We start from the raw sequence: 13,432 nt of genomic DNA on the forward strand, positions 1-13,432 counted from the left end.
TTCCCTACTGAATTTGTCGCCACATGATTCTCCTGTTACTCGTACCACCTAACTCAAGGTTCGGATTGGTGCCTGAGCCGCCCGAACCCGTACCAGTGCTTCCACCAAGGACCAGCAACTGATTGCCATCAGAACCGGTACTCAACGCAGCCGCCAAGAACGGCACGCCATCACTGATAGTGAAACCGCTTGATTTAGCGTCACTGGCATTTATCGCACCGTCGCCATTGGTATCGAGCACTGCGTAATTCAACATCTTGCCGTTGATTGCATCAATGTCCACCAGTCGACCTGAGCCCGCGCTGGAGCAAGGGTCAGTAGTATCAACCGAAGCGGTAGTGAACAATACCCGGCCATACGTAAGCTGGGCGGGATAGATGACCCGCTCTCCAGTAGCCACGTTGTTGTAGATCAACGGCAAGAAATACCCTTTTTTGCTCGAGTAACTGACATCTGTCTCGCTTGTCGTGAAGTACTGGGCGGACGAACCCGCGAACGCCCCCGTAATGGATTGGGCTTGAAGATCGCTCTCGTGATAGTTGGCTGTCGTGGAGTCGGTATCCCGGACCGCGTAGAAAGTCTGTAGCGCGGTACTGGTTTTATCCGCAACCTCATTTAGCTTGCCGGTTCCGAAATAAACCATTTTGCCGCCACTCGGGTGGTTACCAACTACCGGCTGCGCAGTAATCGGCTGGTTAACACCGCGAGGAGCCGTAAACAGTGGAGAGCCGCCAAACCCGATCGTCCAGCTTGCAACGTTGGTACTAGTGAAATCGAATTTCCACATCTGCCCTTTCAAATCGCCGCCATAAGCGTACTGGATAACGCTCTGAGCATTAACGCGCAACCTCACTGATGACAGCCCGTTGTTGCCTGTGGAGTCGACCACGATTTCCTTGATCAATGAGCCGTCGGCGATGTTCACCACAAACAGGGATGCGGCGCCGGACGTGCTGCCATAGCCGTTGGAAATGAATGCAGCCCAACGCCCGTCAGGCAGCTGCGCGACCTCCGGTTTGGCATAGGCATAGCCCATGTTGGTGTAGCCGGTGGTCGAATTCGTGATATTCCACAACGCGCTTATGGAGTTGCTTCCCGAAGCATCGAACAGTTGCAACGCATAGAAGCCCTTTCCACCGGCCCCCACACCGCCCAAGGCCAAAGTCTTCCACGCTGTACCAACCCGAGCATCGACAACTGCTACCTGCCCATCCACAAGAAACTTGTGCGATACCCCATTGATGTAGCTGGTGCTGGCGATATAACGCAGGTTCGGCAGTACCGTGGAAGGCATGAACGCATAACGTCTAACACCATTAACGGGGTTGATGACATTCACAAACCCGTCGTTGGCGTTCACGACCAGGTTGGCGGACATGCTCGCTATTTTGGTATCAAGATACGCCGTATAACTGTTATCTGCAGCGGGATCGGACGCTGTTTTGGCGGAGGGAGAAGCAAAAGCCAGCGGGGAATTTATGATATCCCCCAGTAAAGCAGTTCGCACTTTCAAACCGGCCTTATTAGTGCCTTTACTCCATTCAACCAAGTCCGCACCCGTGATAAGCGTCGGCAAATTCAAATTAAGCGTGGCCTGCTGCGCCGACGAAAAATTAGGGTAACTCAGAGCCACAGCAACATTGGTCGCGGTATTCCACGATTGATAAGTCGCCGTCGCACCCGGCACGATGGTGTCATCTGTCGACCAGTTAGGCGTTGTTTTATTTACGGTACCATTTGCGTTAAAAGCCAGAGACTTAATGGTGCCGCGCCAATCTGTTGGATCATACTGGGTTTGATAGTACGCGCTGCTGCTCGACAAAATAGAAGAGTTTGACGCCCCGCCGCCGCCCGTACCCGCTCTTGAGGTGATGTCATTAAGCGCCGCCGATAACGCGGCATTCAAGCCAGCGCTGTCAGTCGCCTGGTAATAAATCCCGTTCCCGTAACTGGCGGCTTTTGACAGCATTGCGTTCGCGGCGGTGAAGCCTACCGTGTAGGTAAACAGATTCTGTTTGGTAAAATCGGCGGCGTCCCAGCTTTTGCCGGCAGCATCAGTGCCGCCAGAACGTAGATCTATGTCGTATGCGAATTTGGCAATGTCATCGAGATAGAGCGTATCGCCTTCTCCGTCGCCGTTAAGGTTGTCGCCGTCATCAGCGCTGTTGCCGTCCCAATTGGGCAATCGAGAACCACCCAACGGATCATTGCTCGGAAACGTTCGGTCATAAGTTGGCAAGCCGTCGGTAATGACCACGCTGTAATTTTTCTGACAACGATATTGGATGGGACTGGTATAGGTGGTCGGCGTGGAGTTGTAGTAGGGAGATATTCCTCGAAAATATCGGGTAACCTCATAGTAAGTCTCTGCCAATGGGGTGTTCGCAATGGCCCCAAGATTATTGATGGCGGCAATAAGATCCGTGTAGTTTTTATCAGCACTGGTTTGGGGGGTATTGGTTGTCACAGATAAATCGGAAATCGATCTGGCAATATTGCCGCCCGGCCCGGAATTGTTTGATGTTGGAGGGTTGAATGTCGCCAGACCAATTCGAAGATTACGGTTACTGGTAACCAGCGCCGTAGAAACCGTACGGGCAACATTGATGCGGTAGTCATTCGGGACCGATGTGTCGATCGTGTAGTCTTTTTTAGACAAGGTCGTCGACGCTAACAAGTAGCCGATATAATTGACGGTATAGCGAGTATTACCGCTACCCACCGGGTCTGGCAGCTTCAAACAAACGACACCTGCCGGAGTGTATTTGTAGAACCCGAGATACCCGGTCGAACACCCTCCTCGCTTCAAACTACTAATAAAAAGATTGGTATTATCCATGTCCAGCGCGCTAACAGATCCGCAACCACTGTCAGAATTACAGGCATAAACCTGCGTCTGCACGACTGCAGGATTATAGCCCGTCGCCCAGATAATATTATTCATACTCCCTGAGTCATCAACGAGGAGCATCACATTTGGCGTGACCGACCCGGCAGTCAGTAACGGGGAGTCCGAGGGAGTAAAGGCGTAAGCGGATGAGGCAGTACCAAATCCCAACAAGGCTCCTGCGAAGAGTTTCGACAACCAGATCAGCAATGAGCCGGGGGATTTAATAAAGCCTGGCATAAATACTCTCCACCACTGTACGCGAACCACCCTGGGAACCGACCAAACCTACACCGGTTATTCTATAAAGTGTCCATGGAAGACTTTCATCCAACCCAAAACTTGCATTGACCGGATCCTTCGTTGTCCCGATCTTCTGAACACCATAAAGTCCCCCTGCGGTAGCAACCCATGTCACTCCGGAAGTCACATTCAAACCAGCGGCGGCGACCGTAGCGGCCTCTGTGGGTGGCGCGCACTTGATTACACTGGCGCATGCAGAGATGGTGTAAGCGGGCCTCTGTACCTCAACCTCGGCTACGCGAAGGGCCGCTTCTGCAAACTGAAAAGACTGATTACGCAACTGCACACTGCCGGACATTTTTTCCTGAAGCGTTGCGTTTTGCATGGATGAAATGCCGACCAGTGTCAATAGCAGCAGGAAGATCAGGCTGACTACCAGCACCATGCCTCGCTGAGAAACACTGCACGGGCCCTGACAACAAAAGCCACGTTTATCAATAGTCGGCATCTATTTAAGCCTGTTCCGTAGAGCTGCCACGACGCTGAACCGCTGCGCACTGACCTTGCCAGCCGGATCACTGAGCGTGAGCGCAATGTTCACGCTTCGTATAAGCGCTGGGTCGGGGGGATTAGCGGAGTAACTGGTAACCGCATTGTCAGAAGCATTATTGGCCAGGCCAAATAGCAGGTTAAATGCGGTCACGTTGCTAACCAAAGGCTGATTGCCCAAGGTGATTTGAGCATTTGCGAATCTGTACACCAGCCTTCTGATCGGAAATGCCAACTGACCACTTGTGGGAGTACTGACGCCCGAGTAAGCGGTCGCGGATGACTTGCAGTCAGAACGTATTGTCCAATTTGGCACCGTGCCCGTGGTGCTACTGGCAGCGCTAATTAACGTCAATGTACCGGTGGCGCTGTCCCAACTGATCGGTGTGGTCTGAGCGGCTCTGAAATCACTGTTTATGCTGGAGTCGAGCACCGTTTGCAGGCAGCCGAACATTCCAACCATGCGAATTTCCTGGACCATTTTACTCAGTACAAATCGCGCATCTTCCTGCATGATTGAAGATGCATTTTGACTGACATAGGTAGTCTTCGCGCTCACAAAAATCTGCGTCACGCCCAAGAGAATCACCAACCCCAAAACCAGGGATATCATGATTTCAATCAGTCCGAACCCTGCCGACCGATTTTTCATGGGCCAACCTGACTGGTCAGTGTGAACACTTGCAGCGTATTGGCAGCATTGGCAGCCCGCGAGTCATTCCAGGTAATAGTGATAGTCACCACCCTTTGCAACACTCCAATTGTTGCGTTGGCGCCGACCCCGCCCAGATTAGTAACGTTGGTTCCAAAATCGAAAAGGTCCTGCGTCCTTGGCACTGCAAGGTTTCCAGCAGTCGGAGCAGCTGCGAGGGAAGCGAGTCGGTAATCAGCGCTTGGATTCGCCCTGATCCGGTCCATCATGTCGTAGGCAACAAAACTCGCCTGAGTGCCGATTCGCGAACTGTCGGTGTATTTGAGCGCATTGAGCTGAATCGCCGCTGCGCCCAGCATGCCGATGGCCAGGATCAGCACTGACACCAGCACTTCAATCAGCGTCATCCCTGTTTGCGTACTGCTACTGCCTTTCTTCATATGCAGCTTCCGCCTAAAACTATTCGTCCATTCAGGCAAACATTTATCGTTCTGGTAATGGTGCCCGATGTGTAGGTCATTACTACGGGTGCTGCAAACCCATTGAGCGCCCCCAGATTGTTGAATTCGATTACTGAAACCCCTCCCGTATTGACCAGCGCCCCGCTGGTCATCGCAGCGGTTCGACGTAAAGCAGTCGCCGCAGTTGGAGAAGCAGACAGCACCACCATCAGATCGGTGTTCCAGGCAGCCCCCGCCACCGGCAACACCTGCGTGCTTACACCACGGTTTATCGCCTCCAGCCGAGCAAAGTTGAGCGCCCGCTGCAACGTAGTCACTTCGGCATCCGCTTTTGAGTTCTGGATGACACTGGTAAAACTGGGAATCGCAATCGCCGCCAGAATACCCACCAAGGACACAGTGACTAACAATTCGATCAGGCTGAAGCCCTTGGCGCGGTGGCTCATTGAGTGTCTCCTAGACGTTACAACTATAGGGCAGCGGCTGCGTCCTGAAGTTGACTGAAGGATATACGGTTGTTTAGTCAGGACGAATGCCCGGATGGCGTTCAGGTGAAGTATTTTCAGGGAGGAATGCTCATGAAGCAGGCAGGTTTCACGCTTGTCGAGTTGATGGTGACGCTGGTGCTGCTGGCGGTGATTTCGCTCGTGGCGTTACCGGCGCTTGGGGAAATGGTCGATGCGCAGCGGCGGCAGGACGCGGCGCAGCAGTTGGCCAGCGGCATACGCACGGCCCGCACCGAAGCGATCCTGCGTAATCAGGTCGTCACCATCCACAGCATCGACGCTGACTGGAGCAATGGCTGGCGAATCATTGCGGATAAGGATGGCAAGGGGCCTGACGACGACGATCCGGTGCTTGTGGAGCGAGCGGCCAGTGGGAAAGTCAGGGTTGTTGGAAATACACACCTGGCGAGCCGTATCAGTTTCAATGGCCTGGGCGCACTCAATGGATTGTTCAACGGAACGTTGTCTGTTTGCCTGAAAGAGAAACCCGTGAGTCGTTATCAGGTTGTATTGGCGTTGACGGGCCGGGTCACAATCAAGAATGAGGAGAAGCCTGAGGCGTTATGTGGGTAACGCAAATGGGCTCGGGCGCTGTTGGAGCGAGGCTTGCCCGCGAATCAGGCGGCGCGGTAGAACAGACCTACCGCGTTATCGTTCTTCGCGGGCAAGCCTCGCTCCAACAAAATAAATCACTCTCGCATCACAACAACGATTTGACCCGCAATTCCTTGGGCATCGAGAAGATGACGTTCTCGGCGCGGCCGGCCAGCTCGTCTGCGCCGGTGGCGCCCCAGGCGTGGAGCTGCTGGATTACGCCGCGCACCAGAACTTCGGGGGCTGAAGCGCCAGCGGTAATGCCGATGCGCTCGACACCGTCGAACCAGCTGCGCTGCATGTCTTCGGCGCCGTCGATCAGGTAGGCCGGGGTCGCCATGCGTTCGGCGAGTTCGCGCAAACGGTTGGAGTTGGAGCTGTTCGGGCTGCCGACCACCAACACCACATCGCATTCGTCAGCCAGCAACTTGACCGCATCCTGGCGGTTTTGCGTGGCATAGCAGATATCGTCCTTGCGTGGCCCGCCGATGGCCGGGAAACGGCTGCGCAATGCGTCGATGACCCGGCTAGTGTCGTCCATGGACAAGGTCGTCTGAGTCACGAACGCCAGGGATTCAGGGTTGCGCACTTGCAGGTTGGCGACGTCCTGTTCGTCTTCCACCAGATAGATCGCGCCGCCATTGCTGGCGTCGTATTGACCCATGGTGCCTTCGACTTCGGGATGGCCCTGGTGGCCGATGAGGATGCACTCACGACCGTCGCGGCTGTAACGCGCCACTTCGATGTGCACCTTGGTCACCAGCGGGCACGTCGCGTCGAATACTTTCAAGCCACGCCCGGCGGCTTCAGTGCGAACTGCCTGAGAAACACCGTGGGCGCTGAAAATCACGATGACGTCATCCGGCACCTGATCCAGCTCTTCGACGAAGATCGCACCACGTGCGCGCAGGTCTTCGACGACAAATTTGTTATGAACCACTTCATGGCGCACATAGATCGGCGGACCAAACACTTCCAGGGCACGATTGACGATTTCGATCGCACGGTCCACTCCAGCGCAGAAGCCGCGGGGGTTGGCGAGTTTGATTTGCATAGCGTGCCTCGTGTCTACGTGCGGAACAGCCCGACCGGAGTCGGGCTGACTTTCTAACCCAGCGTCAGGCCTCAGAGCGCCTTGACCTCGAAAATCTCGACTTCGAAGTTCAGGGTCTTGCCCGCCAACGGGTGGTTGAAGTCGATGGTCACTTGCTCATCATCGAATACCTTCACCACGCCCGGCAGCTCAGTATTGGCCGCATCGTTGAAGATCACCAGCAGGCCTTCAGACAAATCCATGTCCTTGAACTGCGAACGCGGGATGATCTGGACGTTTTGCGGGTTTGGCTGACCAAAGGCGTTTTCCGGCAGGACCTGCACGGTGCGCTTGTCGCCAGCCTTGAAGCCGAACAACGCGGCTTCAAAGCCGGGCAACAGGTTGCCATCACCGACCTTGAACGTGGCCGGGGCCTTGTCAAAGGTGCTGTCTACCGTATCGCCGTTTTCCAGACGCAAGGCAAAATGCAGGGTGACTTCGGTGTTCTGACCGATGCGTTGCGCTTTCGCGGCGCTGTCGGCCAATAACTGTTCAGTCATTAACGGGCTCTCCGGTTTTCTTGCTCTTGAACATATCCAGCGCCAGCATGATTGCACCGACGGTGATCGCACTGTCGGCAACATTGAACGCCGGGAAGCGGTATTCGTTGCGCCAGTGTACAAAGATGAAATCGATCACATGGCCCAGCGCGATGCGGTCATAGAGGTTGCCCAGAGCGCCCCCCAAAACCAGCGCCAGCGCCACGGCGAGCCAGGTTTCATCCCGGCCCAGGCGTTTAAGCCAGACCACCAGCACCGCACTGACCACGACCGCGATCAGGGCGAACAGCCAGCGTTGCCAGCCCGAACTGTCGGCCAGAAAGCTGAATGCCGCGCCCGTGTTGTAGGCCAGGGTCCAGCTGAAGTAGTCCGGAATCACGATGATCTGTTGATACAGGCTCAGCGTGTTTTCGAAGTAATACTTGCTGGCCTGGTCGATGACCAGGACCAGCACACTCAGCCAGAGCCAGGCCAGACGGCCGAAACCTGCCTTAGGCATAGTGACGAACCTCACCCGAACCGCTGATATTGTCGACGCAACGACCGCAGATTTCCGGATGCTCTGGATCTACGCCAACGTCAGCGCGGTGATGCCAGCAACGGGCGCACTTCGGATGGCCTGACTTGACCACTTTCAGCTTCAGACCAGCAACCTCGGTGACCACCGCATCGGCAGGCGCATCAAGCAACGGCGCGACGCTGGCAGTCGATGTGATCAGCACGAAGCGCAGTTCGTTGCCGAGTCTGGCCAGGTCCGCAACCAGCGAATCCTGGGCATACAAGGTCACTTCAGCTTGCAGGTTGCCACCAATGGCCTTGGCTGCCCGCAGGTTTTCCATTTCCTTGTTGACCGCGACTTTGACTTCCATGATCCGCTCCCAGTAGGCGCGGTCCAGTTCGAAGTCAGCCGGCATTTCGCTCAGGCCTTCGTACCAGGTGTTGAGCATCACGGATTCGTTACGCTCGCCCGGCAGGTACTGCCACAGCTCGTCGGCGGTGAACGCCAGGATCGGCGCGATCCAGCGCACCAGCGCCTCGGAGATGTGGAACAGCGCGGTCTGGCATGAGCGCCGTGCCGTGCTGTCGGCCGCCGTGGTGTACTGACGGTCCTTGATGATGTCCAGATAGAAGCCGCCCAGCTCCTGCACGCAGAAGTTGTGGACCTTCGAGTAGACGTTCCAGAAACGGTATTCGCCGTAGTGCTCTTGCAGTTCGCGTTGCAGCAGCGCAGCGCGATCCACGGCCCAGCGATCCAGCGCGAGCATTTCTTCGGCGGGCAGGATATCGGTCGCCGGGTTGAAGCCGGTCAGGTTCGAGAGCATGAACCGTGCAGTGTTGCGGATCCGCCGATAGGCGTCTGCGCTGCGCTGCAGGATCTGATCGGACACCGCCATCTCGCCGGAGTAGTCAGTTGCGGAAACCCACAGACGCATGATGTCGGCGCCCAGGGAATCGTTGACCTTCTGCGGCGCAACCACGTTGTTCAACGACTTGGACATCTTGCGACCGTTTTCGTCGACGACGAAACCGTGGGTCAGCAATTCGCGATACGGAGCGTGGTCGTCCAGCATGCAACCGGTCAGCAAGGACGAGTGGAACCAGCCACGGTGTTGGTCCGAGCCTTCCAGGTACAGATCGGCGCGCGGACCAGTCTCGTGGCCCATCGGGTGCGAACCGCGCAGGACATGCCAATGCGTGGTGCCGGAATCGAACCAGACGTCCAGGGTGTCGGAGATCTTGTCGTACTTCGACGCTTCATCACCGAGCAACTCGGCGGCATCCAGCTTGAACCAGGCTTCGATGCCTTCCTGCTCGACACGCAGGGCAACCTCTTCCATCAGCTCGACGGTACGCGGGTGCAGCTCGCCGCTTTCCTTGTGCAGGAAGAACGGGATCGGCACGCCCCAGTTGCGCTGACGCGAGATGCACCAGTCAGGACGATTGGCGATCATCGAGTGCAGGCGCGCCTGGCCCCAGGCCGGTACGAACTGGGTGTCTTCGATGGCTTTGACGGCACGCTCGCGCAAGGTTTCGCCGGTTTCCGGCTGCTTGTCCATGCCCACGAACCACTGCGCCGTAGCGCGGTAGATCAGCGGCGATTTGTGGCGCCAGCAGTGCATGTAGCTGTGCGTGATGGTTTCGGTGTCCATCAGACTGCCGACTTCGGCCAGCTTGTCGATGATGTTCTGGTTGGCCTTGAAGATGAACTGGCCACCGAAGAATTCCAGCGACTCGACATACACGCCGTTGCTCTGCACCGGGCTGATGATGTCGTCGTTGGTCAGGCCGTAGCTCTTGCTGATCACGAAGTCGTCGACGCCATAAGCGGGCGAACAGTGAACAACGCCAGTACCGGCGCCCAACTCGACGTAGTCAGCCAGATACACCGGCGACAGGCGATCATAGAACGGGTGACGGAAGTTGATCAGCTCAAGCTCGGCACCGGTCGTGGTGGCGATCACTGTGCCTTGCAGCTTGTAGCGCGCCAGACACGACTCGACCAGCTCCGAAGCCAGCACCAGCAACTTGTCACCGACATCGACCAGCGAGTATTCGAACTCGGGGTGAACGTTCAGCGCCTGGTTGGCAGGAATGGTCCACGGGGTGGTGGTCCAGATGACGATGGATGCAGGTTTGCTCAACGAAGGCAGGCCAAAGGCCGCAGCCAGTTTGGCTTCATCGGCAATCGGGAAAGCCACGTCGATGGTCGAAGACTTTTTGTCCTGATATTCGACTTCCGCTTCAGCCAGCGCCGAACCGCAATCGAAACACCAGTTCACTGGCTTGAGGCCCTTGAACACGAAACCGCCCTTGACCATTTCCGCCAGCGCACGGATTTCTCCGGCTTCGTTGGCGAAGTCCATGGTGCGGTACGGATTGTCCCAGTCGCCCAGCACGCCCAGGCGGATGAACTCGGCTTTCTGGCCTTCGATTTGCTCGGCCGCGTAGGCGCGGCACAACTCGCGAGTCTTGTCCGCAGGCAGGTTCTTGCCGTGGGTGACTTCGACCTTGTGCTCGATCGGCAAGCCATGGCAGTCCCAACCCGGAACATAAGGCGCGTCGAAACCCGAAAGGGTTTTCGAGCGGATGATCATGTCCTTGAGAATCTTGTTTACGGCGTGACCGATGTGAATATTGCCGTTGGCGTAAGGAGGGCCGTCGTGCAGGACGAACTTTGGACGATCCTTGCCAATTTCGCGCAGCTTCTGGTACAGGCCAATGCTGTCCCAGCGCTGCAGAGTTTGCGGCTCGCGCTGGGGCAGGCCGGCCTTCATTGGGAAGGCGGTGTCCGGAAGGTTTAGCGTGGCTTTGTAGTCGGTCATTTAAGGCTCTTCGTTAGCGGTTGGCCATGCCAATGGGCACGGGCGGCGGCGACGTCCGCATTGATCGCCGTCTTAAGCGCCTCCAGTGAGGCGAAACGCTGCTCATCACGCAGCTTATGGTGGAAAGCCACCGTCAAACGCCGGCCATACAGGTCACCGGCAAAATCCAGAAGATTCACTTCAAGGTGGGCACTGCCATCACCTGCCACAGTCGGGCGCACGCCGATATTGGCGACTCCCGGCCAGGTCTTGCCGTCGATGCTCGCACTGACCAGATAAACCCCGGTCAGCGGTACACGACGGCGCTTGAGTTGCACGTTGGCCGTGGGCGTACCCAACTGGCGCGCCAGCTTCTGGCCATGCAGCACTCTTCCGGTAATCCGGAACGGACGACCGAGCATGCGCTCGGCAAGGGTGAAGTCCGCCACAGCCAAGGCGTTACGCACCTTGGTGCTGCTGACCCGAACACCATCGATCTCGACGGTCTGTGCCGCCTCGACCGTAAAGCCCTTGGTGGCACCCACGTGTTGCAGAAAATCGAAATCGCCGATCCGGTCGCAACCGAATCGGAAGTCGTCGCCCACTTCAAGATGCCGCACGCCCAGGCCCTGGATCAGCACCGTTTCGACGAACTCGGCGGCACTGAGCTCACTCAAGCGTTGATTGAAAGCCAGGCACAAGACCTGATCAACGCCCTCGGCGGCCAGCAATTCCAGCTTGTCGCGCAAGCGTGCCAGACGGGCTGGAGCGGTAGCCGGGGCGAAGAACTCACGCGGCTGCGGCTCGAAAATCACCACACAGCTGGGCAGGCCCAACTCGACAGCACGATCCCGCAAGCGCGCCAGGATAGCCTGGTGGCCTCGGTGAACACCGTCGAAGTTGCCGATAGTGGCGACGCAACCCCGATGTCGGGGAAGCAGATTGTGAAGGCCTCGAACCAGCTGCATAACGCGCTTCTTGCTCATAAAGTGGCCGATTATAACCACACACAGCCTTGGACGACAGGCAACACGCCAAGGCAAAACAACAGTCGTGCGCCCATAACGGCAAAAATCGACGACTACCCTTTGAATCCCTTCCTACATCACGGCACTGCGGGCGAAATCTTTCAGACGAAAACCCAGCGCCAGAAGCATCACGAAATACGTCGCCAGCCCCGCAGCCACCAGGCCACCCAGGCGAATGAAGCGCTCCAGCATATGCCCCTCATCCCAGGCCGGCATGAAGTGCATGAGCCCCAGCAGAACGCCTGACATCACCGCCACGGCCAAGACCAGCTTGAACAAATACTTGGTCCAGCCGGGTTGCGGCTGAAACAAATCCTGCTTGCGCAGCTGCCAGAACAGCAATCCCGCGTTGATGCAGGCGCCGACGCTGATCGCCAACGCCAGACCCGCATGCTGCAGCGGGCCAATGAACGCGAGGTTGAGCAACTGAGTAACAATGAGGGTGAAGATCGCGATTTTCACCGGGGTACGAATATTTTGTTGCGCATAAAAGCCGGGCGCCAGCACCTTGATGACAATGATGCCCAGCAGGCCGACTGAGTAAGCGATCAATGCACGCTGGGTCATGGCCGCGTCCAGGGCATCGAATTTACCGTATTGAAACAGAGAAACGGTCAGCGGTTCAGCAAGGATACCCAAGGCCAGCGTGCATGGCAGGACCAGTACGAAGCACAGGCGCAAACCCCAGTCGAGGATCCGCGAGTACTCATGGCGGTCCTTGCTGGCGTAGGTTTTGGAGAGGATCGGCAGCAAGATCGTGCCGAGCGCAACGCCCAGCACACCTGATGGCAATTCCATCAAACGGTCGGCGTAGTACATCCAGGAAACCGATCCGGCCACAAGGAACGAGGCAAATATCGTATTGATAATCAGAGAAATCTGACTCACCGAAACGCCAAGGATGGCCGGCAGCATCTGCTTCATTACCCGCCAGACGCCGGAGTCGCGCAAATTCAGTCGCGGCAGGACCAGCATGCCGATCTTTTTCAGGTGCGGCAGTTGGTAGAGCAACTGCAGCAAACCGCCGACCAGTACCGCCCAGCCCAGCGCCATGACCGGCGGATCGAAGTACGGAGTCAGGAACAGCGCGAAAAAAATCATGCTGACGTTGAGCAGGGTTGGCACGAAGGCCGGCACCGAGAAGCGATTCCAGGTGTTGAGGATCGCGCCCGCCAGCGATGACAGCGAGATCAGCAATATATAAGGAAAAGTCACTCGCAACAGGTCGGACGTCAGTGCGAATTTTTCCGGCGTGTCAGCAAAGCCGGGGGCCGTGGCCCAGATCACCCAAGGGGCGGCAATGATGCCCAGCAAGGTCACCAACGCCAGCACCAGGGTCAACAAGCCGGTCACATAAGCGACGAAGGTTCGCGTCGCCTCCTCGCCCTGCTGGCTTTTATATTCAGCGAGAATCGGTACGAAAGCCTGGGAGAAAGCCCCCTCGGCGAAGATGCGGCGCAGCAGGTTGGGCAGCTTGAATGCGATAAAAAAGGCATCCGTTGCCATTCCGGCACCGAAAGTTCGCGCGATGATTGTGTCCCGAATAAAGCCCAGAACCCGGGAAAGCATCGTGATAGAGCTGACGGCAGCCAATGATTTGAGTAGATTCATTAAGGA

General features: G+C 56.8%; 12 protein-coding genes. 1 reads left to right on the forward strand and 11 read right to left on the reverse strand.

Annotated features, from left to right (window positions below):
* Positions 1-4: 4 nt before the first annotated feature.
* The 5 genes from AABC73_RS24400 to AABC73_RS24420 are packed head-to-tail and all read right to left on the reverse strand — an operon-like array spanning position 5 to position 5,238.
* Complete coding sequence (locus tag AABC73_RS24400) at positions 5-3,127, reverse strand: PilC/PilY family type IV pilus protein (protein WP_341521303.1); 3,123 nt, start codon at positions 3,125-3,127, stop codon at positions 5-7.
* Positions 3,111-3,638: a PilX N-terminal domain-containing pilus assembly protein gene (locus AABC73_RS24405; protein ID WP_341521304.1), complete on the reverse strand. Its 528-nt coding sequence runs from the start codon at positions 3,636-3,638 to the stop codon at positions 3,111-3,113. Before AABC73_RS24405 ends, AABC73_RS24400 begins: the two co-directional genes overlap by 17 nt.
* Positions 3,639-4,331 carry a prepilin-type N-terminal cleavage/methylation domain-containing protein gene (locus AABC73_RS24410; RefSeq protein ID WP_341521305.1) on the reverse strand — a complete coding sequence of 231 codons (693 nt, stop codon included), beginning with the start codon at positions 4,329-4,331 and terminating at the stop codon, positions 3,639-3,641. It abuts the gene before it with no gap.
* Positions 4,328-4,771: a type IV pilus modification protein PilV gene (gene pilV / locus AABC73_RS24415; protein WP_341521306.1), complete on the reverse strand. Its 444-nt coding sequence runs from the start codon at positions 4,769-4,771 to the stop codon at positions 4,328-4,330. The genes AABC73_RS24410 and pilV overlap by 4 nt, the downstream gene beginning before the upstream one ends.
* Positions 4,768-5,238 (reverse strand): GspH/FimT family pseudopilin, encoded by a 471-nt coding sequence (locus AABC73_RS24420; RefSeq protein ID WP_341521307.1) that lies wholly within the window; start codon positions 5,236-5,238, stop codon positions 4,768-4,770. The genes pilV and AABC73_RS24420 overlap by 4 nt, the downstream gene beginning before the upstream one ends.
* Before the next feature lie 132 nt (positions 5,239-5,370).
* Here AABC73_RS24420 and AABC73_RS24425 point away from each other — a divergent pair, with 132 nt between their 5' ends.
* Positions 5,371-5,871 carry a GspH/FimT family pseudopilin gene (locus AABC73_RS24425; protein WP_341521308.1) on the forward strand — a complete coding sequence of 167 codons (501 nt, stop codon included), beginning with the start codon at positions 5,371-5,373 and terminating at the stop codon, positions 5,869-5,871.
* A gap of 127 nt (positions 5,872-5,998) precedes the next feature.
* Here the strand turns inward: AABC73_RS24425 and ispH are convergent, their stop codons facing one another.
* The 6 genes from ispH to murJ all read right to left on the reverse strand — a co-directional run bounded on the left by ispH (position 5,999) and on the right by murJ (position 13,426).
* On the reverse strand, positions 5,999-6,946 hold the full coding sequence (gene ispH / locus AABC73_RS24430; protein WP_065836175.1) for a 4-hydroxy-3-methylbut-2-enyl diphosphate reductase: 948 nt from the start codon (positions 6,944-6,946) through the stop codon (positions 5,999-6,001).
* 71 nt (positions 6,947-7,017) lie between these two features.
* Positions 7,018-7,485 (reverse strand): FKBP-type peptidyl-prolyl cis-trans isomerase, encoded by a 468-nt coding sequence (fkpB, locus tag AABC73_RS24435; protein ID WP_341521309.1) that lies wholly within the window; start codon positions 7,483-7,485, stop codon positions 7,018-7,020.
* A complete protein-coding gene (gene lspA / locus AABC73_RS24440; protein WP_065836173.1) occupies positions 7,478-7,984 on the reverse strand; it encodes a signal peptidase II in 507 nt (168 codons plus the stop codon). Before lspA ends, fkpB begins: the two co-directional genes overlap by 8 nt.
* Positions 7,977-10,808: an isoleucine--tRNA ligase gene (ileS, locus tag AABC73_RS24445; RefSeq protein WP_341521310.1), complete on the reverse strand. Its 2,832-nt coding sequence runs from the start codon at positions 10,806-10,808 to the stop codon at positions 7,977-7,979. Before ileS ends, lspA begins: the two co-directional genes overlap by 8 nt.
* Complete coding sequence (gene ribF / locus AABC73_RS24450; RefSeq protein ID WP_341521311.1) at positions 10,805-11,755, reverse strand: bifunctional riboflavin kinase/FAD synthetase; 951 nt, start codon at positions 11,753-11,755, stop codon at positions 10,805-10,807. The genes ileS and ribF overlap by 4 nt, the downstream gene beginning before the upstream one ends.
* Positions 11,756-11,887: 132 nt before the next feature.
* Entirely contained in the window at positions 11,888-13,426 is a 1,539-nt protein-coding gene (gene murJ / locus AABC73_RS24455) for a murein biosynthesis integral membrane protein MurJ (protein WP_341521312.1), read from the reverse strand.
* Between the last annotated feature and the right edge of the window lie 6 nt (positions 13,427-13,432).

The organism is Pseudomonas sp. G.S.17, from assembly GCF_038096165.1.
Taxonomy (GTDB): domain Bacteria; phylum Pseudomonadota; class Gammaproteobacteria; order Pseudomonadales; family Pseudomonadaceae; genus Aquipseudomonas.

What these genes read in the sequence shown, in the direction of transcription:
- AABC73_RS24400 (WP_341521303.1), bottom strand. Translation starts at nt 3,127, where the DNA reads ATGCCAGGCTTTATTAAATCCCCCGGCTCATTGCTGATCTGGTTGTCG.
- AABC73_RS24405 (WP_341521304.1), bottom strand. Translation starts at nt 3,638, where the DNA reads ATGCCGACTATTGATAAACGTGGCTTTTGTTGTCAGGGCCCGTGCAGT.
- AABC73_RS24410 (WP_341521305.1), bottom strand. Translation starts at nt 4,331, where the DNA reads ATGAAAAATCGGTCGGCAGGGTTCGGACTGATTGAAATCATGATATCC.
- pilV (WP_341521306.1), bottom strand. Translation starts at nt 4,771, where the DNA reads ATGAAGAAAGGCAGTAGCAGTACGCAAACAGGGATGACGCTGATTGAA.
- AABC73_RS24420 (WP_341521307.1), bottom strand. Translation starts at nt 5,238, where the DNA reads ATGAGCCACCGCGCCAAGGGCTTCAGCCTGATCGAATTGTTAGTCACT.
- AABC73_RS24425 (WP_341521308.1), top strand. Translation starts at nt 5,371, where the DNA reads ATGAAGCAGGCAGGTTTCACGCTTGTCGAGTTGATGGTGACGCTGGTG.
- ispH (WP_065836175.1), bottom strand. Translation starts at nt 6,946, where the DNA reads ATGCAAATCAAACTCGCCAACCCCCGCGGCTTCTGCGCTGGAGTGGAC.
- fkpB (WP_341521309.1), bottom strand. Translation starts at nt 7,485, where the DNA reads ATGACTGAACAGTTATTGGCCGACAGCGCCGCGAAAGCGCAACGCATC.
- lspA (WP_065836173.1), bottom strand. Translation starts at nt 7,984, where the DNA reads ATGCCTAAGGCAGGTTTCGGCCGTCTGGCCTGGCTCTGGCTGAGTGTG.
- ileS (WP_341521310.1), bottom strand. Translation starts at nt 10,808, where the DNA reads ATGACCGACTACAAAGCCACGCTAAACCTTCCGGACACCGCCTTCCCA.
- ribF (WP_341521311.1), bottom strand. Translation starts at nt 11,755, where the DNA reads ATGCAGCTGGTTCGAGGCCTTCACAATCTGCTTCCCCGACATCGGGGT.
- murJ (WP_341521312.1), bottom strand. Translation starts at nt 13,426, where the DNA reads ATGAATCTACTCAAATCATTGGCTGCCGTCAGCTCTATCACGATGCTT.